Source organism: Microbacterium sp. Y-01, assembly GCF_003856715.1.
GTDB classification, from domain to species: Bacteria; Actinomycetota; Actinomycetes; order Actinomycetales; family Microbacteriaceae; genus Microbacterium; species Microbacterium algeriense.
In genome coordinates this window covers 1364212-1385271 of record NZ_CP024170.1, presented here as the reverse complement: position 1 = coordinate 1385271, position 21060 = coordinate 1364212, and the positions used below count along the sequence as shown (strand labels likewise).

The following is a 21060-nucleotide window of genomic DNA, read 5'->3' as shown; positions in this document are numbered from 1 at the left end:
AGCCATCGGCTCCCACGCGGGAGGGTGACGACGGTCAGCTCGCGCGGCGCTTGAGCTTGCGGCGCTCGCGCTCGGAGAGCCCGCCCCAGATGCCGAACCGCTCGTCGTTGTTGAGCGCGTACTCGAGGCACTCGCCGCGCACGTCGCACGAGGTGCAGATGCGCTTGGCGTCACGGGTCGAGCCGCCCTTCTCGGGGAAGAACGCCTCCGGGTCGGTCTGCGAGCAGAGCGCGTCGCTCTGCCAGGCGAGGGCGTTGTCGTCGTCCGGGTCGGCTCGCCGCACCCCGGGGACGCCGAGGTTCACCGGGTCGACGTACCAGTTCTCCGGCACATCGGAACGGTATCCCGTCATCTCGACCTCCAACCCTTCAAACCGCCCCCCTGGCGGGCCGTGCTCAACTAATTACACCCGTGTCATTCGCTCCGGTCAAGTCGCGGATCGTAAACCCTCAAGCGACTCTTGAAGGTTCTTGAGCCGGCGTCGGCGTGTCGCGACGCGTCGGCACGGCCCTCAGACGCCGGGGCGGGCGAGGAAGGCCTCACCGGTACCCGACAGCGTGATGCCCTCCTCATCGGCTCCGACGAACGCCGCCGTGCCCACCGCGAGGGAGAGCCGTGCGCCCGAGAGCGCCGCGACCGTCACCGCTCCGGACGTGGCGAGGACCATCGTCGGACCGGAGACGGGGAGCGCGACCGGCTGACCGGTGAGCTCGATCCGGTCGAGAGCGAAGTCGGGCACCGGGACCGGGTACGAGGTGACGGCGCCGTCGCCCGTCCCCCGCAGCACCGGCACCGCGCCCGGAGCGGTGTCGAGGATCGCGAGCAGTTCCGGGACGTCGATGCGCTTGGGCGTGAGACCGCCGCGGAGCACGTTGTCGCTGGCCGCCATGATCTCCACACCCAGGCCGGAGAGGTAGGCGTGGAGCAGCCCGGCTCGCAGGAAGACGCCTTCACCCCGTTCGAGCACGACGTGGTTCATCAGCAGAGCGACGACCACGCCGGGATCACCGGGGTAGGTCTCCGCGACACCGGCGATGGCCCGCAGCGTGACATCCCACTCCCCCGGCTCCTGCCGCGCGGCCGCGACCTTCACGGCGGAGATGATGTCGTCGACCTCGCGCTGCGCGTGTCCGCCGAGCAGCCAGCCGATCACCTCGCGCAGCACGTCCCCGTCACCACGCAGGCGCTCTCGCAGACGTGTCACACCGGCGTTGTCGTCGATGCCGTCGAGCAGTTCGAGCGTCTCGGCGACGGGACGCAGCCCGCTCAGCGACTCGAAGCGCTCGCTCAGGGCCACGAGGAGCTCCGGCTTGTGGTTGTCGTCGCGGTAGTTCCGCTGCGGGTCGTCGATGGCGAGTCCGCTCTCGCGCTCCCATCCGGCACGGGCCTGCTCGATCGTCGGGTGCACCTGGATCGACAGAGGCCGGCCGGCCGCGAGCAGCTTGAGCAGATACGGCAGGCTGCCGCCGGTCACCTGATCCAGCGTTCCGTCCTCCGCGACGTCGGAGGGGTCGGCGGGATGGTCCCCGAACCACACCTCCGCCTCGGGCGCGCCCGTCGGCGTGCGGCCCTCCAGTCCGGCGAGGAGGGTGTCCGATCCCCAGGCGTAGTCGCGGGGCGTGTTCGAGAGACGCAGCAGCATGCCCCCAGCGTAGAGCCGAGCTGCGCTGATCCGGGACGCTCCGAGCGCGGCGCGGTAGCCTGAACGCGATGGCCCAGTACACGAAGCATCCGGTGTCCGCTCCGCCCACCGCGCCGGAGCGCGAGTCGACGGGGCACCTGCTGCTGCGCGGGTACGTGATCCTCGTCCTGGTGATCGCCTTCGCACATTCGGCCGTGTACAACCTGCTCGGGCAGACCGGCGCCGCGCTGACCCTGGTCGTGTTCACCCTCGCGACCGCCGCGATCGGCGTCCCGATGCTGGCGCGCAACCGGCCGCAGCCGTTCCGCTGGCGGCGGCTCCCCTGGGCTGCGCTCGGCTACACCGCGCTCGCCCTGCTCTCCATCGTCTGGTCGCAGTGGCGCGGACCGACGCTCATCACGTGGTTCCTGCTCGCCGCGATCACCGTCAACGGGCTCTTCATCGCGCACGTGCTGACCTGGCACGAGATCGTGCGCGCCCTCTCTTCGGCGTTCAAGTGGATCCTCGGGCTCTCGCTGGCCATCGAGCTCTGGGTCTCCCTCGTGCTGCACGGCCCCCTGCTGCCGAACTTCGCGACGCTGCCGGACGGGAAGATCGACCCGCAGTGGTACTGGGTGCGCGACAACCTCTTCGACGGCGGACGGATCCAGGGCATCGTCGGAAACGCGAACCTGCTGGCGATGATCTCGCTGTTCGCCCTCATCACTTTCGGGGTGCTGTTCGCCGCGCGCGCACGGTGGCGCACGACGCTCGCACTGTGGATGCTCCTCGCCGTGTACTTCCTGTTCCGGACCTCGTCCGCCACCGCGCTCGCGTGCGCGGCGGCCGTCGTCGTCACCCTCGCGGTCGCCCTGCTGATGCGGCACGCGCGGACCCCAGGGGCGCGGACCCGCATCTATGTGGTCGCCATCGGCGGCACCGTGCTCGCCGTCGCCGCGGTCTGGCTGCTGCGGGGACCGCTCCTCGCGCTGCTCGGACGCGACGTCGACCTCACCGGTCGCTCGGATCTGATCTGGGCCAAGGTCCTTCAGCGGGCGGGCGAGCACCCGATCATCGGTAACGGCTTCTCGAGCCCGTGGGTGCCCACCGACCCGGCGTTCGACCACTGGATCACCGACCACGGCATCACCGTCTTCCATGCGCACAACATGTGGCTCGACGTCCTGCTGCAGCTCGGAGCCCTGGGGGTCGTCGTGATGGCGGTCGCGTACGGCAGCCTCCTCTGGCGCTCGTGGTTCTTCGCCGTCGACCGGCCGCGCTGGGACCTCGACGCCGCACGCCCGTACTCTCCGCTGACCCTGCTGCCGAGCCTGTTCACGGTCACCCTCCTCGTGCAGGGACTGTCGGAGTCCACGCCCATCATGCTGTGGGGCTGGCTGCTGCTGGTGCTCCTTTCGTTCAAGCTCAAGTCCGTGCCGCTGGTGGGCGTCGGCGAACGCGATCTGGTCTTCGAGCGGGGCGCACGCCAACGGCGGGTGCCGTGACCCCGGTGCGGACGCTCGCCCGGCTCCTCGGCTCCGTCGAGCTCGCCCGCGCGTTCACGATCGCCGCGCTCACGGCGGTCTTCGGCTCCTTCGCGATCGAGCGGATGACCTCAGCCGTCACGCTCGCGACCGTCATCGCGGTGCTGTGCCTGGTCGGGGCCGCGATCCTGTGGGTGCGCCGCGAGGAGCTCTCCCTGCTGCGGATCGCGCCGTCCTCCCTCATCGCGTTCCTCGCGTGGGCGCTCGTCAGCGTGGTGTGGTCGACAGACAAGTCCGACACCCTGTTCGGCTGGATGTCGCTGTTCGGCTTCGCGTTCCTGGCCATCACGGTGGGGCACATCCGCGACACCCTGCAGACGGTCCGCGCGATCGGCGACACCCTGCGCGGCCTGCTCGCGGCCTCGCTCGCCGTCGAGATCCTCTCGGGCATCCTGCTCGATCTGCCGTTCACGTTCCTCGGCATCCAAGGCAACCTCGCCGTCGGCGGGCCGGTCCAGGGCCTGTTCGGCAGTCGGAACATGCTCGGGTTCGTCGCCGTGATCGCGCTGATCACGTTCGTGATCGAATGGCGCACGCAGTCGGTCGACCCGCCGCTCGCCGTGGTGTCCATCGCCCTCGCCGGGTCGCTGGCGTTCCTCTCGGCCTCGCCGACCGTGCTCGTCCTCGCCGGCGCGGTCGGGGTCGTGACGGTCGCGCTCACCATCGTGCGGCACACCTCGCCGGCCAGACGCAACCTGGTGCAGTGGGCCCTCGGTGTCCTCGTCGCGCTCGCGCTCACGATCGCGTTCGCGCTGCGTCACCAGATCATCGCCCTGCTCGACGCCGGCTCCGACTTCTCGATCCGCGGGTCGCTCTGGAACACGATCCTCGACTTCGTCGCCCTCAAGCCCGTGCAGGGGTGGGGGTGGTTCGGCGACTGGGCCCGCGGGGAGTACCCCTTCACCTACATCAACTTCCAGCTGGACGACCATCACCAGAGCGCCCTGAACGCCTTCTTCGACGTGCTGCTGCAGCTCGGCGCCGCAGGGCTGGTGCTGTTCCTGCTGCTGGGCGGTGTCGCGCTGATCCGCTCCTGGCTGGTCGCGAGCGTGCGTCGCTCCGTCGTCTATGCGTGGACGCCGATCACCCTCGTCACGCTCGCCGTCGATTCGATGTTCGAGAGCTTCACGCTCGTCGGCGCCGGGTGGTTCCTGCTCGTGCTGTGCGCGCTGCGTGCCGGTCAGTCCCGCTCCTGGCGCGAGAACATCGACGCCGCCCAGACCGGCGCGATCCCGACCCTCCGGCCTCAGGAGTAGCCGGCGCCGTCCGCGTCCCCGAGGAGGGCGCGGAGCCGCTCCGACCAGGCGATCGCGTCGCGCACCCCGTCGTCGACGGACCGCTGGGCGCGCCACCCGAGCTCGTCGGCAGCGCGTTCCACGATCGCGAAGGCGCCCGCCTGATCCCCCGGCCGACGATCGGTCTCGACGACAGCGAGGGGCGCCCCGGTCACGCGCTCGAAGGCGGCGATCAGCTCGCGCACCGTCACCCCGTCGCCGGTGCCGAGGTTCACCACCCGGTACGGCCGGGTCGCGGTGGCCACCTCGTCGAACCTCTGCACCGCGGCGACATGCGCGAGAGCGAGATCCCAGACGTGGATGTAGTCGCGCAGGCCGGAGCCGTCTCGCGTCGCCCAGTCGGTGCCCGTCAGGTGGAAGGGCTCACCCGTGGCGCGGGCCTGCATGATCTTGCCGAGCGCGTGCGACGGCGTCGGCGTCTGCTGCCCCGTGCGCAGCTGGGGGTCGGCGCCGATCGGGTTGAAGTAGCGCAGCGCGATCGCGCGGAAGTCCCCGGCGGTCGCGGCGTCCTCGAGGATGCGCTCGACCATGGCCTTCGTCACGGCGTACGGGCTCGCCGGGGCGAGAGCACCGCTCTCGTCCACCCCTTCCCCGCTCTCGCCCGCGTAGACCGCCGCCGACGAGCTGAAGACGATCCGCGAGATGCCCGCGTCGCGCAGCCGTCGCAGCAGGACGATCGTCTTGCCCACGTTGGTGTCGTAGTAGCCGAGCGGATCGGCGACCGATTCCGGCACGACGATGCGCGCCGCGCAATGCACCACGGCGTCGATGTCCGAGTGATCGGCGAGCAGGCGGTCGAGCAGCGATGCGTCGGCGATGTCGCCCACGTAGAGGTCGCGGCCCTCGCCGAAGGCCCGGAGTCCGCGGGAGAGGTCGTCGAGGAGGACGACCTGCAGTCCCGCCTCGATGCACGCGGTCGCGACGGTCGAGCCGATGTAGCCGGCTCCGCCGGTGATCAAAACCTTCATCGCGGTCAGTCTAGCCAGTCGCCCCGACGCCGCCCCGGGGCCTGCTCTCCGCAGATCCGCAGGCGACGGACGGTAGGCTACTCACTGCTCGTCGAATCCCGCGCTGCCCCGTCGCAGCGGACCGCGGTACCAACATCGGAGAACTCCCCAGTGGCCCACGTCCTTCAGAACGTCGTCTTCCCACTAGATCGCGACCCCGATCTCCTCCCCCTCTACGCCGACCCCGAGACGTGGTCGGTCATCGAGGACGAGCCCGTCCGGGTGTCCAGCAGAGCGCACCTCGGGAACATCCTCGGGCGCCACCGGGCACGCATCGTCGCAGGGCGGCGCGTCTCGCTCGGCACCTACTTCAACGCGTTCCCCGCCTCCTACTGGCAGCACTGGACGAGCGTGCGCGCGGTTCAGCTCACCGTCCGCACGACGGGGCCGGCGACGATCCTGGTCTACCGCTCGAACGGCTCCGGCGTCCGCCAGCGCGTCGCCACGCGCGAGGTCACCGGCGAGGCGACGACGTCCTTCGATCTCGACCTCACCCAGTACAGCGACGGCGGATGGATCTGGTTCGACATCGTCGCCGACGAGAAGCCCGCCGTCCTCGAGGGCGCCGAGTGGACCACAGAGCAGGAGCCGGCGCGCTCCGGCAAGGCCTCGCTGGGCATCACGACCTACAACAAGCCGGACTACTGCGTCGAGACCCTGCGAGCGCTGGCGGCGTCGCCGGACGCACTCGAGTTCGTCGACCGCATCTTCCTCGTCGATCAGGGGACGCAGCTCGTCGCGGATCAGGAGGGCTTCGACGACGTCGCCGCCCGGCTCGGCGAGACGCTCCAGATCATCCGTCAGCCCAACCTCGGCGGCTCGGGCGGCTTCGCCCGGGCGATGCATGAGACGCTGCAGCGCCCGGAGAGCGACTTCGTGCAGCTGCTCGACGACGACGTCCGGCTCGAGCCGGAGTCGCTGCGGCGCTCGATCGTGTTCGGACAGTTCGCGACGAACCCGGTGCTGGTCGGCGGCCACATGTTCGATCTGCTCGACCGCCCCAAGCTGCACGGCTGGGCCGAGGTGGTCGACGAGGGCCCGTTCATGTGGCGCAACCTCTACCAGGAGAAGATGCCGCACGACTTCGGCGCCTCGAACCTGCGCCAGTCGACGCTCCTGCACATGCGCATGGACGCCGACTACAACGGCTGGTGGATGTGCCTCATCCCGCTCGAGGCCATCCGCAAGGTCGGCCTCGCCCTCCCCGCCTTCATCAAGTGGGACGACGCCGAGTTCTGCCTCCGCGCCGGCGAAGCCGGCTTCCCGACGGTGTCGATGCCCGGCGTCGCGCTCTGGCACGTGTCCTGGGTGAACAAGGACGACTCGATCGACTGGCAGGCGTACTTCCACGCCCGCAACCGCATCGTGGCCGGGCTCATCCACTCCAACGCTCCGCGCGGCGGGCGTCTGATCGTGCACAGTCGTCGCGTCGACCTCAAGCACCTGATGATGATGCAGTATTACCCCGTCGCTCTGCGTGCGCAGGCCCTGCGGGACATCCTCTCCGGCCCCGACCACATGCGTCGCAACCTGGCGACGGCGATGCCAGCCGCCCGTGCCCTGGCTGCCGAGTTCCCGGAGACCGTCGTGCATCGCGACCCCTCCACGGTCCTGCACTCCCGGCGCGGACGCCAGGTCTACAAGCAGCTGCCGAAGAACGACCTCGACAACCCGACGGGCCTGCGGCTGCGCTGGTTCACCCTGTCGACGCTGATCTCGCACCTGATCCACCGCCCGGATCCCGCGAACGTGGCGCAGCCCGAGGTGGAGTTCGGCAAGGATGACGCGCACTGGTGGCGCGTTCCCGCCTTCGACAGCGCTCTGGTGAGCGCGGCGGACGGGTCGGGGAAGAACATCTACACGCGCGATCGCCGGAAGTACCGCCGGATGCTGCGCGAGACCGTGCGGCTGCACGCCGAGCTCCGCCGCCGCTGGCCGGAGCTGCAGCGGCAGTATCGTGCCGCTCTCCCCGAGCTGGTGTCTCCCCAGTCCTGGCAGCAGATCTTCGAGGAGAAGGCATGACCGCGGCGCCCGCTGCATTCGACCCCACGGCCGCGACGATCGTCATCGTCACCTTCAACCGCTCGCATCTGCTCTCCGGTCTGCTGACCAGCATCACCGCGATGGATCCCAAGCCGGGCCACGTCGTCATCATCGACAACGCGTCCTCCGACGACACGACCGCCGTCGTCGACTCCTTCCGCGACGGCATCGGCACCGAGATCGTCTACCGACGCCTCGAGACGAACACGGGCGGCTCGGGCGGCTTCAGCGAGGGCATGCGCACCGCCTACGAGCTCGGCTCGGAGTGGATCTGGCTCATGGACGACGACGTCGAGGTCCTCCCGGAGGGTCTCGCGAAGATGGGCGTCTGGAGCAGCCGGTTCAAGAGCATCCAGGGGCGCCGCTACGACTACGACGGCAGCGAGTTCTACTGGCAGTACCGCATCGCGGAGCGCATGGGCATCCCGATCCCCTTCGCGCCGTCCGGCTTCGACGAGTCCGGCTACAAGGAGATGAACAGCGGCTGCTTCGAGGGCATGTTCATCCACCGCTCGATCGTGCGCCAGATCGGTCTGCCCGACCCGCGCTTCTTCATCTACTGGGACGACCAGATGTACGGCTGGCTCGCGTCCCGTCGCACCACCTCGGTCATCGTGGACGAGTTCGTGCTGCGCCGCACGCGCGAGATCAAGCAGTGGGACATGGGCATCCGCCACATGAACGCCTCGAGCAACGCGTACCGCTACTACATCATGCGCAACCGCGGCTTCATCAAGCAGTACTACCGCGCCCACGGCGTCTACAACCCGGTGCTGTTCGCACTCGGCTCCACGGCGACGTTCTTCAAGGAGCTGATCCGGCTGGTGTTCGTGGAGCGGACCGTGCGCGGCACCAGCAACCTGTTCCGCGGCATCCGCGACGGCGCGAAGGTGGGCCGCGACCGTTCCTGGCAGCCGATGGCCCCGTTGGAGGCGTGACGATGGACGAACAGCAGCCGGAGCTGCGCTGGGCGCCGCTCCCTCCCCAGCCGAAGCGGACAGGGCGCGTCTGGGCGATCATCGGCCTCGTCGTCGCTGTGATCGCGATCGTGGCGGCGCTGCTCTTCTTCCTCCTCCCCCGCGGCGATGCGCCGACGCCGACCGAGAGCGCCACGCCCACGCCGTCCATGTCGTCGAGTCCGTCGCCCTCCGGCTCGCCGACAGCCGCGCCCGAGCCCTCCGAGACCTCCGTGGCGACCCCGCCGCCCGTGCCCGACCCGACGATCGAGGGGTTCCGCGGTCAGGTGAGCGGATGGCTCAACGACGCACCCCGCGGGCTCGACATCGTCGCCGGCGCGACCGGCCAGGACGCCCTGCCCGTCGTCGACACGCTCCAGCAGGACGCGCAGCGCCTCTCCGACGCCCAGCCGCCGTCGAGCATCGCCGCCGCGTGGGAGGACGGCGTCGCGGCCTATGCCGAGCGACTGACGGAGCTTCGGACGGCGATCAGCGACGACGCGGACGTCGCGTCGGCCGTCGATGCCGCGCGAGCTGCCGCTCAGGAGCTCAGGAGCCTGGTCGGCCTCTGAGCCTGCCCGGACCCCCGGGTAAGCTCCCGAAAGGCCTCGCGCCCCACCCGCACGAAGAACCGATCGACCGAGGAGAAGAAGACCAGGATGCCTGTGCCGCGCACCGTCGAGTCCGAGACCGCCGAGGAGGCGCCATGACCAAGCGCATCGCGATCGTCGCGCACTACGACCCCCGCGGCGACGTCGCACCTCATGTCCTTCGTCAGCTGGATGAGCTGGGCACGGTCTTCGACGACGTCGTGCTCGCGACGACGGTCGACCTGAGCACCGCCGCCTCCGACGCGATCTCCTCCCGCGCCACGCTGGTGCGGCGCGCGAACTACGGCCACGACTTCGGCTCCTGGCGAGACTGCCTCGAACGTTACGACTGGGGCCAGTCGCACGACGAGGTCCTCCTCACGAACGATTCCTACGTCGGCTTCTTCCGCCCGCTCAGCAAGATCGTGGCCTCGATGAGCGCGCGACCGGTCGAGCTCTGGGGGATCACCCGGTCGAACCGGCATGCCCCCCACGTGCAGAGCTACTTCCTCCACTTCTCCGGAGCGGCGGTCCACTCGCAGGCGTTCCGTCGTTTCTGGACCGACGCCAAGCCGGCACCGGACCGCGCCAGTGCGATCGCCGAGCAGGAGATCGGGATCAGCCAGGCCATGATGAACGCGGGGTTCAGCATCGGGTCGTACTTCGAGCCGACCAGAGCCGAGCGACTCCTCGCCGTCCGCCGGGGTATCCACTGGCTGCGCAAGCGTCGTCAGCGCTTCCCCGCGCGATTCGACTCGGCGGAGGACAGCTACTTCGACGCGCGTCGACGCAGGGATCCGGCACAGGCGGACAACCTCAACTGGTCGAGCGCCTTCGCCGACGCGACGCTGGACGACGGTCGGCTCCCGCTGATCAAGCTCGACACGCTGCGCTACGACCCCTACTGGCTCGGCGCGGGGACGCTGCTGACGGCACTCGAGGCGCGCTACCCGGAGCAGATGCAGGGCGTGCGCGACTATCTCGAGCAGACCCGCTCGGCATACAGCGAGCGCCGTTACGAGAACTACGGGTTCGCCAAGCTCAACCCGATCGAGCGTGCCGCCTTCGGTTACCGCACACCGAAGCGCACCGGTAAGAGAGGACTCTCCCCCGATGTCGACGATTCGTGAACTGTCCAGGCTCGCGCGACGCGTCCCGGTCGTCCGACGCGCCGTCGAGGCCGGAGACCCGCGTCGTCGCGCCGAGCGGCTGGCGCGCCTGGGGATCGTCGACGCGCCGCTGTACGCCGCCCAGCTCGGTGTGCCGTCGATCACCGTCGAGGACGCGGCGATGCACTACGCGACCGTCGGGTTCCGGCTCGGCTACACGCTCAACGTCCTGACGGACCCCTTCGTGCTGCGCCGATCGATGATCCGGACGGACCGACCGGCGCTCTACGACTACTTCAACTCCGCCGCCTGGCATGCCAGGACCACCGAGGTCTGGAGCGTCGCTCGCTACGTCGAGGAGAACCCCGAGGCGCTCGAGCATCCGGCGGGACCCGTCGGTCACCTCTGGGAGCGCGTCACCCGCGACCCGAGCACCGAGGTCAGCATCGAATCCGGTGGGGCGCACCCGGTGCCGTGGTCGGAGATCTACCCCGTCCTCCGTGACGCCACCGCGGAGTGGGCGGAGCTCGAGCGCGACCGCCGCGAGCGCTACCCGCGTCGGGAGCTCACCCACGCCGAGTCCCTCGCTCCGGCTGACACCGACCGCGGCGGCAAGGTCAGCATCGTGATGCCGGTCTGGAACCGCGGCGGCGCCATGCGGCGGGCCGTCGAGTCGATCATCGCGCAGACCTGGTCGGACTGGGAGCTGCTCATCGTCGACGACGGCTCCTGGGACGACACGGTCTCCGCCGCCGAGCTGCTCGCTTCGAGGGACTCGCGCATCCGCGTGCTGAAGAACGATCACCAGGGCGTGTGCGCCGCGCGCAACGCGGGGATCGCCGCGGCGACCGGCGACTACGTCGCCTTCCTCGACAGCGACAACACGTGGCTGCCGACCTTCCTCCACGACATGGTCACGACCATGACGCGGGAGAGCATGACGACGGCGTACGCGACGATCGCCATGGAGGACGAGGCGGGCACCAGATACCGCTACGGATCGCCGAGTCCGACCAGTCTGCTCCGCGGAAACTCGATCGACCTGAACACGCTTGTCGCCCGGCGAGACGCGATCGAGGCGGTCGGGGGCTTCGACCCGACTCTCCGCCGCGCGGTCGACTACGACCTCATCCTCAAGCTCGCCGCTCACGCGCCCATCCGACACGTGCCAACGCTCGGAGCCCGCTACGACAACTCCGAGGATGCGTCCGACCGCATCTCGACGACGGAGGCGTTCGGCTGGAACACCGAGGTCCGGCTGCGCCATTCGGCGAAGAACGGCACGGAGGGACGAGGGCCGGACGCAGACACCACCGTCGTCTGCCTCGTCCAGCGCCACGATGCGGCGCTGGCCTCCAAGTTCGTCGCGCTGACCGAGATCGCCGAGGGCTCCGCAGACGTCCGCATCGTCGCGGTCGGCGTCAAGCCCGACGAGTGGCGGAACATCAGCGCGTATGCGAGCGGGCGCGATCGCGTGTCCGCGATGCTCCACCAGAGCGGCGAACCGTTCGCCTACGTGGTGGAGCGCGAGCTCCGACGCAGCACCGCGCGGGTCTTCGGCGTCATCGACCCGCTGTCCCTGTTCACCGCGGCCGGTGTGCGCGAACTCGTGGATGAGGTCTCCTCGGGCCGGGCGACTGCCGTGATCCCCCTGACCGTGAGCACCTCGGGGACGGTCGAGAGCATGGGCTCCCTGCTGGTCGGCTCGCAGCGCACTCCCGTCGCGATCCTGGGCGGGCACCCGATCGAGGACGCGCGCCGGCTCGGTCCCACGGTCGAGCTGCGCGCACTGTCCGGTCGCAGCGCGTTCGTGTCGAGAGCGGCGCTCTCCGAGGCGGGTGGCCTCGACCCCCTGCTGTTCAACGAACACGAATGGGCGGGCCTGGCGAACGCGTTCGAGGACCGATCTCTCGCGGTCCGCACCGATGTCGAGTTCACGCAGATGGCCGCGCCGTGGGAGTTCGTCCAGCTCGACCCGGCGGAAACGGCCTCCGCGCTCCGCTCCCGGCTGGCGGGATGCGCCGTGACGCCGCCGGAGCGCTGGTACGCCCCGCTCGACATGCGGGTACCGCACTGGCGCCAGGTGCTCCCCTCTGTCGCCACGGAGGACGACGACAGCACTCCGGAGCCGCAGCCCGAGCTCCTCCTCCCTGTCGTGACGCGCGACCGGAAGACCACCACGCTCGACGGCCGCGTCATCCCGCGCCTGCGATGGGCGATCAAGACGGCATCCCCGTCGGGGCCGGTCGGAGAGAGCTGGGGCGACACGCATTTCGGCCGCGCTCTCGCCGATGCGCTCACCGCCCTCGGGCAGGACGCGGTGGTCGACGCGCGCGAGGCGCAGCATCGCGAGACCGAGTATCTCGACGATGTCGTCGTCCACTTGCGCGGGCTGGACGAGTTCGTTCCGTCCCCGGGTTCGCTCTCGTACCTCTGGGTCATCAGCCACCCCGACATGGTCGCCAAGGCGGAGGCGCAGCGTTTCGATCGCGTGTTCGCCGCCTCCCTGAGCTGGTCCGCGGACGTGACGCGCCGCTGGTCGCTGCCGGTGGAGCCGCTGCTGCAGTGCACGGACCCCGACCGCTTCCGCCCCACCGCCGCCCGTGAGCGCGAAGGCCTGCTGTTCGTCGGCAACAGCCGGGGCATCCCGCGACCGACCGTGATGGAGTCGGTGCGCGGCGGACTCCCGCTCGAGCTCTACGGCGGCGATTGGGAGCGCTTCGTCCCGGCGGAGGCCATCGCGGGGTCGCGGGTCGACAACGCCGCCCTCGGCGAGATGTACGCCGGCGCCGCCGTGGTGCTGAACGACCACTGGGCCGACATGCAGCGAGAGGGGTTCATCTCGAACCGCCTGTTCGACGTCGTGGCCGCGGGCGGACGCGTGTACAGCGACACCGTCCCCGGGATCGACGAGATCTTCCAGGGTGCCGTCCAGACCTACCGCAGCGTGTCCGAGATCATCCCGTTCCTCAGCGGAGACCTCGATGCGCAGTTCCCCGACGAGGACGAGCTCGCGCGGATCAGCGCGCATATCCGCGCGGAGCATTCCTTCGCGACGCGCGCCAGGGTCCTCCTCGAGCACGCTATCGCCGACCTCGAGAACACCGTCGCATGAGCGACGCGGTGACGACGGCCCGACGGAAGCTGGGATCGCGACCTGATCTGATCGTCTGGGGCCTACTCGCGATCACGGTCGTGGGTGGCGTCCTCCGCTTCGCCGGCATCGGGTGGGGGCTCCCGTTCGCCCTGCACGCCGACGAATGGGTCGTGGTCGAGGGTGCCATCGACATGGCCCAGCGCAACTCGTTCGAGCCGCCGCACTTCTTCCGGCCGGATCATCTCGAGACCCAGCTGAGCTACCTCGCCTTCCAGGCCTGGTCGCATCTGTTCGGCGGCGGCTCCCCCGAGGTGCTCTTCGCCGTCGACCCGGCGCCGTTCTACGCCCTCGCGCGCGCCGTCACGGCCGCGCTGGGGACCGCGTCGATCGTCGTCGCGTACTTCATCGGCGCTTCGTTCGCCCGCACGACCGGTCTCTGGGCGGCGTTCGCGGTCTCCTTCTTCCCTCCCTTCGTCGAGAACTCGCGCTACGCCACTCCGGACGTGCCGCTCGTCTTCGCCGTGCTCCTGGTGATCCTCGGGTGCGTGCGGTATCTGCAGACCGAGTCATGGCCGTCGCTGGTCCTGGCCAGCGCCGGCGTCGCCGTGGGTGTGACGGCGAAGTACCCGGCTCTCGCCGCGACCGTCACGATCGCCGCCGCCGTCGTGATCGCGTCGATCCGATCACGCCACCTCTGGCGCATCCCGATCCGCGGCCTCGCCGCGATCGGCATGACGATCGGCTTCACCTTCGCGCTCTCGCCCTCCCTGTTCACGAACTTCTCGGCCGTCCGCGCGCAGCTGCTGCAGCAGAACTCGACAGGTCACCTGGGCGCCGACGGACTGGACTGGGCCGGGAACGCGGCGTTCTATGCGACCGGCTTCCTGAACAACGCGGGCGTCCTCGTGGTGCTGTTCGCCCTGATCGGTCTGGTCTCCGCGGTGCTGACCCGACGCTGGGACATGACCCCGCTTCTGACGGGCCTCGTCTTCTGGGTCGCCATCTCCGCCCTCACGCTGCACTGGGACCGATGGGGGCTGCCGATGTACGTCACGCCCCTGCTGTTCGCAGCGGTGGGCGCCGATGCCGCATGGCGCTGGGCGCGTCAGCGCGGCACGATCGCCCGTGTCGCGGTCGGGGTCCTCGGGGCCCTCTCGCTGCTGTCGCTGCTCCTGGCCTCGACCGCGCAACTCGCGAGCGCCCTCGCCGCGGACACGCGCCAGACCGCGGCCGCCGACCTCGACGCACGCGGCATCGAGGCGGACGACACGTTCTACGACGGGTACACGCCGTTCCTGACCGACGGGCCGCGCAACCTCGCCTCCGAGCTGACGGTCGAGGACGGAGTCGTGCAGCCCAGGGAGGGCATGGATCCGCTTCCCTATGTGCTGACGTCCTCCGCGATGGTGTCCCGCTACCTCAACGCCGATTCGATGCCCGAGGAGCAGAGCGTCTACCGCGCGATCCGAGAACTCGAGCCGGACACCGTCTGGAGCAGCATCGGCACTCCCCCGGCGAGTCCGTGGGAGCCGGTCCGCATCTGGCGCAGCGTCGAGTACCTCGCGAAGGTGATCGGGGGCGCGCACACCGGACCCGAGCTCATCCTCTACCGGATGCCAGGAGCAGCCGGCGACTGAGCCGTCAGGCGGGCGCGTTGTCGGCGTTGTACCTGTCGAGCACGTCGCCGATGGGGCCGTCGAGCACGAGGCGGCCCTTGTCGAGGTACAGCCCGCGCGCGCAGAATCGGCGCAGGTCGCGTTCGTTGTGGCTGACGAAGAAGAGCGTGCGCCCGTCGGCGAGCAGCTCGTCGATCCGGCGGTAGCATTTCTCGCGGAAGGCCTTGTCGCCGACCGCGAGCACCTCGTCGACGAGGAGGATCGGCTCTTCGAGTTGAGAGACGACCGAGAACGCGAGCCGCACCTTCATGCCGCTCGAGAGGTGCTTGTACGGCGTGTCCAGGAAGTCCTCGAGCTCGGCGAATCCGATGATGTCGTCGAAGCGGCGGGAGATCTCCGCGCGGCTCATCCCGTGCAGACCGGCGGTCAGGCGAACGTTCTCCCGCACGGTCAGATCGCCCACGAAGCCTCCGGTGAGCTCGATGAGCGGCGCGACGCCGCCGTGCACGACCACTCGTCCTTCGTCCGGCAGCAGGACGCCGGCCACGAGCTTCAAGAGCGTGGACTTGCCCTGCCCGTTGCGTCCGACCACGCCGATGGACTCGCCGGGCGCGACCGTGAAGGAGACGTCGCGCAGCGCCCAGAACTCGCCGGGGGGCCGGCCCCGGCCTCGCCTGCCGAAGATGTCCTTGAACGTGCGCCTTCCCCGCCGGTTGCGACGGAAGCGCACGCCGAGCCCCACCACTTCGATCGCGGTCATCACAGCTCCTTCAGCACGGCGGGCTCGAGTCGGCGGAACACGGTGATGCCGACGACGAGGATGAGGAGGGTCATGAGCACAGCGCCGATCACCGCAGCCGTGTTCCACTGATCGGGGAAGAACCCCACGCGATAGAGGCTGAAGATCCCGAACAGCGGGTTGAACACCGCGATGTCCTTGAAGGCCCCCGGGAGATCCGCGGCGCCGTAGATGATCGGCGAGGCGTAGAACAGGATGCGCAGGATGAGACGCGTGGTGCGCTCGAGATCCGCGTACAGCGTGCACAGCGGCGCGATCAGCAGACCGAGACCGACCAGCAGAGCCGCCTGCAGGATCAGTGCCACGGGGATCCACACCAGCTGCCAGGAGACCGTGGCACCGGAGAAGATCGCGAACACCGCCAGCACGGGCAGCGAGCACAGGAACTCCACCCCCTTGCTCAGCACGATCCGGTTCACCCAGATCGATCGGGGTATCGAGGTCGAGCGGACGAGCTTGGAGTCGCGGTTGAAGGCCTTCGTGAGATCGGACACCGAGGAGTTGAACCACACCCACGGCAGGAGGGCCGTGATCAGGAAGACGATGTAGGGCTGCTCCCCCACGGTCCGCTCGAAGACCTGCGTGAAGACGAACCAGTAGATCAGGCTCATCAGCAGCGGGTCGAGGATCGACCACAGGTAGCCGAGCCAGCTCGTGGCATACCGCACCCGGAGGTCGCGGGAGGACAGCAGCCACAGGGAGTGGAGGTACCGCCGTGCCGAGCCAGGCGCGCCGATCGACGTCGCACTCATCCGGTCCCCTTCAGAATCGATCCGGTCGCGGGTCAGGCGAGGGTGTTGTTCCACATCGACAGCGCCGACCCGATGGCCATGTGCATGTCGAGGTACTGGTAGGTGCCGAGGCGTCCGCCGAAGTGCACGTCCTTCTCCCCCGCCATGAGCTCGCGGTACGCCAGGAGGCGCTCGCGGTCCGTCGCCGTGTTGACCGGGTAGTACGGCTCGTCGTCACGTCCGGCGAACCGGGAGAACTCGCGCATGATGACCGTGCGGTCCTTCGGGTAGCGATCCGCGCGCTCGGGGTGGAAGTGGCGGAACTCGTGGATGCGCGTGAACGGCACGTCCGCATCCGGGTAGTTCATCACGCTCGTGCCCTGGAAGTCGCCGATGTCGAGGACCTCCTCCTCGAGATCGATGGTCCGCCAGCTCAGCTCGCCCTCGGTGTAGTCGAAGTACCGGTCCACGGGACCGGTGTAGACGATGGGGACCTGTCCGACGACCGCCGCGCGGTTCAGCGGCTGCGCCTCGTCGAAGAAGTCGGTCGACAGGCGGACCTCGATGTTGGGGTGGTCGGCCATGCGCTCCAGCCAGGCGGTGTACCCGTCGGTGGGCAGGCCCTCCCAGGTGTCGTTGAAGTACCGGTTGTCGTAGGTGTAGCGCACGGGCAGACGGCTGATGATCGATGCGGGGAGATCCTTGGCCTCGGTCTGCCACTGCTTGGCGGTGTAGTCGCGGATGAAGGCCTCGAACAGCGGGCGGCCGATGAGACCGATACCCCGTTCCTCGAGGTTGCTCGCCGACGAGGGGTCGAACTCGCCCGCCTGCTCCTGGATGAGCGCGCGCGCCTCGGCGGGGCTGTAGGCGGCCTGGAAGAACTGGTTGATCGTGCCGAGGTTGATCGGCAGCGGGTAGACGACGCCCTTGTGCGCGGAGTAGACCCGGTGCACGTAGTTCGTGAAGGTGGTGAAGCGGTTGACGTACTCCCACACGGTCGCGTTGGAGGTGTGGAACAGATGCGCGCCGTACCGGTGGACCTCGATGCCCGTCGTCGCCTCCGCCTCGCTGTACGCGTTGCCGCCGATGTGGTGGCGTCGCTCGAGGATCGTCACCTTCCGTCCGGCCGCGGCTGCCCGCTCGGCGATGGTGAGTCCGAAGAGACCGGAGCCGACGATGAGGAGGTCCATTGATGCATCATTCCTGTCTGGATCACGCGCAGGCGGCCGTCGTGGCGCGCCCCGGCGTCGCGGAGCCGATAGCGTACCCATGCTACCTGCGACGACTGTCCTCCCCTGTCAGGGAGCGCCCTGACACCATGCGGTACGCTCGATGAGCACCGGCACCGCGGTGACGAGCGAGAGTGCAGGGCAGGTGGTCGAGCCGATGAGCGATGCGCGACACGGCGACGAGATGGCAGATCCGGACTCCGACCAGGAGGTCGTCGAGGACCGCTCCATCGCCGGGATGACCGGCCCCGATGGTCCGCTGCTCCGACTGTTCCGCGACCGACGGGTCGCCTTCCTCTTCGTCGGCGTGATCAACACGGTCGTCGGATTCGTCTGGTTCGCGCTCTTCGACATCACGGTGGGCCGCCTCTGGGGCTACATGGTCACGCTGCTGTTCGCGCATGTCGCCAGCGTCCTGTGCGCCTTCGTGCTCTACCGCCGGCTCGTGTTCCGCGTCCGCGGTCACGTGTGGACCGACCTCGTCCGCTTCGAGACCGTCTACCTCGTCTCGCTCGGCATCAACGCGGTCCTGCTTCCTCTGCTCGTGGAGTTCGCACATCTGGAGCCGATCGTGGCCCAGGCCCTCATCGTGTTCGTGACGACGCTGGTGAGCTATTTCGGCCACAGCCGCTTCTCCTTCCGTCGAAAGGAGCACACCCCGTGACCGCGCCGACCGTCAGTGTGGTCGTCCCCGCCTACAACAACGCCGCCACCCTCCAGGAGACCATCGACTCGGTGCTCGCACAGGAGGGCGTGGACTTCGAGCTCATCGTCGCGGATCATTCATCGGCCGACGCCACGCGCGCGGTCATGGACCGGTATGCGGACGACCCTCGTGTGACGCTGCTGGACACGCCGGCGGGCGGAGGCGCCGAGCGGAACTGGAACCGGGTCACCGAGGCCGCCACGGGAGAGTTCCTCAAACTCGTCTGCGGGGACGACGTGCTCCGCCCGGGGATCCTCGCTCGACAGAGCGAGCTCCTGCGAAGCAGCGGCGCGGTGCTGACGGCGTGCCGACGCGACGTCACGGACGCCGACGGCCGCGTCCTGATGCCGGGGTGGGGCCTCAGAGGCCTCGCCGGACCGATGCCGGGTGCGCGAGCGGTGGCCAAGGCCGTCCGGGCCGGTTCGAATCTGTTCGGAGAGCCGGCCTCGGTCATGATGCGCCGCGACGTCCTCGAGCGCGCGGGTGGCTGGAGCGCCGAGTTCCCGTACCTCATCGACCAGGCGACGTACTCCCGCGTGCTGCTCACGGGCGAGTTCGTGCCGGACACGACCGTCGGTGCGACGTTCCGCCTGTCCGATTCGCAGTGGAGTGCCGTGCTCATCGCGTCGCAGGCTGATCAGGCCCGTCGCTTCCACGCCGACCTCCACCGTCGGCACCCCGCCGTGGTGTCCCGCGCCGATGTGCTGATCGGCAACGTCCGCGCCAGCGCGATGGCCCGTCTCCGGCGCCTTTCCTACCTCGTACTCAGATGGAGGAGTCGATGAGCGAGAGCTACATCCACCGTGTCAGCGTCGTCACCCCGGTGTACCAGGGCGAGCGCACCCTGGACGACCTGGTGGCGAGCATCGCGCCGTTCACGGAGGACTTCACCACCCCGGACGGCCATCGCGCCAGGGTCACCGAGGTCATCCTGAGCTACGACCGGGGCCCGGACGACTCGGCTGCGGTCATCCGCCGTCTCGCGGACACCTGGCCCTGGGTCCGAGCCGTCTGGCTCAGCCGCAACTTCGGCCAGCACGCGGCGACCCTCGCCGGCATCGCCAGCTCGGGCGGCGACTGGATCGTCACGCTCGACGAGGACGGCCAGCACGACCCGGTCTTCATCGGCGGCATGATCGACACCGCGCTGCGGGAGCAGGCCGATCTCGTGTATGCGGCACCGAGCAATCGCCCTCCGCACGGCTTCGTCCGCAACACGGCCTCGAAGAGCTCGAAGAAGCTCCTGGAGTCCTTCCTCGGCGGAGGTCAGGCCTCGCAGTTCAACAGCTACCGGCTCATCCTGGGCGAGATCGCCCGGAGCGTCGCCGCGTACGCCGGTACCGGTGTCTACCTCGACGTCGCGCTCAGCTGGGTGTCCGCGAAGACGGTCACCTCGCCCGTGCTGCTCCGCGACGAGGGCGAGCGCACCTCCGGCTACTCCTATCGACGGCTGTTCGCGCACTTCTGGCGGATGGTGCTGACCTCGGGAACCCGCGGCCTGCGGTTCGTGACGGGCGTCGGGGCGCTGTTCTTCGCCGGCGGGATCCTCTTCGCGCTGTATCTGGTGATCATGCGGGCGTTCGCCGTGGACATCCCGGCCGGATGGACGTCGCAGATGGTGCTCACGGCCGCCGGGATCGGTGCCGTGCTCATGGCGCTCGGGATCATCGCGGAGTATCTCGGCGTGACGGTGAGCTCCGCGCTGGGCCGACCGACCTACCTCATCGTCCGCGATCCGCAGTCGGGTCCGCTCGGACACGCGCAGATCACGTCCAGGGACTCGAGTGACGAGCACAGCGCGTAGATGGATCATCGGCCGCGGACTCCTCGGCCGGGCCGTGTCCCGCTCGCGGGCCGACACGCCGTTCGCCGTCGACGTCTCGTGGGATGATCCGGAGCGCGCGATCCGAGAGCTCACGGCGGGCGCCGAGGCGTTCCTCCGCGTGCCGGGCCCGGTCGAGATCTACTGGTGCGCCGGCAAAGGCGTGACCTCGACCCCGCGGGAGTCGCTGTTCGCGGAGGTCGCGCTGTTCGGCGCGTTCCTCGACGTGCTGGCGCGCTCACCGCTGGCGACCGCTGATCGCCTGGTGCTGTTCCTCGCCTCGTCGGTCGGCGGCGCGTACGGTGGCGCGGTCGAGCCGCCGCACCGCGAGTCCACTCCCCCCGCCTCGGCCTCCGCCTACGGCGATGCCAAGCTCGCCATGGAGGCGCTGGCGGCGGAGCGCGGTGCCGAGCAGGGCTGGCGCACCGTGATCGGCAGGCTCACCAACCTCTACGGCCCCGGCCAGGACCTGACGAAGAAGCAGGGACTGATCTCGACGCTCGTGGACAGCGCGATCACGATGCAGCCCGCGATCATCTACGTGTCCCTGGACACGCTGCGCGACTACATCTTCGAGGACGACGCTGCCGCGGTGGTCAGCGCGGCAGCATCTCGCGCCCGCCTGCTCCCCGCCGGGGCCACGGTCGTGAAGATCGTCGGCACCGGTCGTGCGGTCTCGGTCGGCGCGATCCTGGGCGAGCTGAGGCGATTGCGACGCCGCAGCGGCTTCTCCCTCCTCGGCCAGGGACCGGCCACGGGCCAGGCCCTGGACCTGCGTGTGCGGTCAGAGGTGTGGACGGATCTGGATGCGCTGGTCGCCACGACCCTTCCCGAGGGCCTCGACCGGGTGCTGCGGGCACGGCTCGCCATGCTGGGCCGGCCGTGACCGACGCGA

The 21060-nt window shown here is 69.5% G+C and carries 18 protein-coding genes; 12 read left to right on the top strand and 6 right to left on the bottom strand.

The annotated features are described in order from the left end of the window. Positions 1-34 precede the first annotated feature (34 nt). Together CSX12_RS06425 and manA are read right to left on the bottom strand one after the other, a co-directional pair. On the bottom strand, positions 35-352 hold the full coding sequence (locus tag CSX12_RS06425; protein ID WP_017203251.1) for a WhiB family transcriptional regulator: 318 nt from the start codon (positions 350-352) through the stop codon (positions 35-37). Between the two features lie 159 nt (positions 353-511). Further along, positions 512-1642: a mannose-6-phosphate isomerase, class I gene (gene manA, locus CSX12_RS06420; RefSeq protein ID WP_124895244.1), complete on the bottom strand. Its 1131-nt coding sequence runs from the start codon at positions 1640-1642 to the stop codon at positions 512-514. A 68-nt stretch (positions 1643-1710) separates the two neighbouring features. On the opposite strand from manA, the gene CSX12_RS06415 reads away from it, so the two are divergent. After that, positions 1711-3126, top strand: coding sequence for an O-antigen ligase family protein (locus CSX12_RS06415; RefSeq protein ID WP_017203253.1), 1416 nt, complete (start codon positions 1711-1713; stop codon positions 3124-3126). Then, on the top strand, positions 3123-4421 hold the full coding sequence (locus tag CSX12_RS06410) for an O-antigen ligase family protein (protein WP_124895243.1): 1299 nt from the start codon (positions 3123-3125) through the stop codon (positions 4419-4421). The genes CSX12_RS06415 and CSX12_RS06410 overlap by 4 nt, the downstream gene beginning before the upstream one ends. Here the strand turns inward: CSX12_RS06410 and galE are convergent. After that, positions 4412-5428, bottom strand: coding sequence for a UDP-glucose 4-epimerase GalE (gene galE, locus CSX12_RS06405; RefSeq protein WP_124895242.1), 1017 nt, complete (start codon positions 5426-5428; stop codon positions 4412-4414). The genes CSX12_RS06410 and galE overlap by 10 nt on opposite strands. A 150-nt stretch (positions 5429-5578) precedes the next feature. Between galE and CSX12_RS06400 the strand changes: the two genes are divergently transcribed. The 6 genes from CSX12_RS06400 (at position 5579) to CSX12_RS06375 (ending at position 14899) form a co-directional block, all read left to right on the top strand. Next, positions 5579-7489 carry a glycosyltransferase gene (locus CSX12_RS06400; protein ID WP_124895241.1) on the top strand — a complete coding sequence of 637 codons (1911 nt, stop codon included), beginning with the start codon at positions 5579-5581 and terminating at the stop codon, positions 7487-7489. Further along, the gene (locus tag CSX12_RS06395; RefSeq protein WP_124895240.1) at positions 7486-8448 is read left to right on the top strand and encodes a glycosyltransferase; all 963 of its coding nucleotides are present in this window, start codon (positions 7486-7488) and stop codon (positions 8446-8448) included. Before CSX12_RS06400 ends, CSX12_RS06395 begins: the two co-directional genes overlap by 4 nt. 2 nt (positions 8449-8450) lie before the next feature. Continuing rightward, positions 8451-9038 carry a hypothetical protein gene (locus tag CSX12_RS06390; protein WP_241160578.1) on the top strand — a complete coding sequence of 196 codons (588 nt, stop codon included), beginning with the start codon at positions 8451-8453 and terminating at the stop codon, positions 9036-9038. 134 nt (positions 9039-9172) lie between these two features. Next, positions 9173-10186: a rhamnan synthesis F family protein gene (locus tag CSX12_RS06385; RefSeq protein ID WP_124895238.1), complete on the top strand. Its 1014-nt coding sequence runs from the start codon at positions 9173-9175 to the stop codon at positions 10184-10186. Continuing rightward, positions 10170-13280: a glycosyltransferase gene (locus CSX12_RS06380; protein WP_124895237.1), complete on the top strand. Its 3111-nt coding sequence runs from the start codon at positions 10170-10172 to the stop codon at positions 13278-13280. The genes CSX12_RS06385 and CSX12_RS06380 overlap by 17 nt, the downstream gene beginning before the upstream one ends. Beyond that, on the top strand, positions 13277-14899 hold the full coding sequence (locus tag CSX12_RS06375; RefSeq protein WP_124895236.1) for a glycosyltransferase family 39 protein: 1623 nt from the start codon (positions 13277-13279) through the stop codon (positions 14897-14899). Before CSX12_RS06380 ends, CSX12_RS06375 begins: the two co-directional genes overlap by 4 nt. A gap of 4 nt (positions 14900-14903) precedes the next feature. Here CSX12_RS06375 and CSX12_RS06370 read toward each other — a convergent pair whose 3' ends face one another. The 3 genes from CSX12_RS06370 to glf are packed head-to-tail and all read right to left on the bottom strand — an operon-like array spanning position 14904 to position 17598. Beyond that, positions 14904-15638 carry an ABC transporter ATP-binding protein gene (locus CSX12_RS06370; RefSeq protein WP_192576734.1) on the bottom strand — a complete coding sequence of 245 codons (735 nt, stop codon included), beginning with the start codon at positions 15636-15638 and terminating at the stop codon, positions 14904-14906. Beyond that, positions 15638-16429 carry an ABC transporter permease gene (locus tag CSX12_RS06365; protein ID WP_124895234.1) on the bottom strand — a complete coding sequence of 264 codons (792 nt, stop codon included), beginning with the start codon at positions 16427-16429 and terminating at the stop codon, positions 15638-15640. Before CSX12_RS06365 ends, CSX12_RS06370 begins: the two co-directional genes overlap by 1 nt. Positions 16430-16461: 32 nt before the next feature. Beyond that, positions 16462-17598 carry a UDP-galactopyranose mutase gene (gene glf, locus CSX12_RS06360; protein WP_124895233.1) on the bottom strand — a complete coding sequence of 379 codons (1137 nt, stop codon included), beginning with the start codon at positions 17596-17598 and terminating at the stop codon, positions 16462-16464. A gap of 142 nt (positions 17599-17740) precedes the next feature. Here glf and CSX12_RS06355 point away from each other — a divergent pair, with 142 nt between their 5' ends. Genes CSX12_RS06355 through CSX12_RS06340 form a run of 4 tightly spaced genes read left to right on the top strand, consistent with a single transcriptional unit; the run spans position 17741 to position 21051 of the window. Continuing rightward, on the top strand, positions 17741-18301 hold the full coding sequence (locus CSX12_RS06355) for a GtrA family protein (RefSeq protein ID WP_225855795.1): 561 nt from the start codon (positions 17741-17743) through the stop codon (positions 18299-18301). Next, the gene (locus CSX12_RS06350; RefSeq protein ID WP_124895232.1) at positions 18298-19128 is read left to right on the top strand and encodes a glycosyltransferase family 2 protein; all 831 of its coding nucleotides are present in this window, start codon (positions 18298-18300) and stop codon (positions 19126-19128) included. The genes CSX12_RS06355 and CSX12_RS06350 overlap by 4 nt, the downstream gene beginning before the upstream one ends. Continuing rightward, a complete protein-coding gene (locus CSX12_RS06345; RefSeq protein ID WP_124895231.1) occupies positions 19125-20147 on the top strand; it encodes a glycosyltransferase in 1023 nt (340 codons plus the stop codon). Before CSX12_RS06350 ends, CSX12_RS06345 begins: the two co-directional genes overlap by 4 nt. Before the next feature lie 34 nt (positions 20148-20181). Further along, positions 20182-21051, top strand: coding sequence for an NAD-dependent epimerase/dehydratase family protein (locus CSX12_RS06340; protein ID WP_164479546.1), 870 nt, complete (start codon positions 20182-20184; stop codon positions 21049-21051). Positions 21052-21060 lie beyond the last annotated feature (9 nt).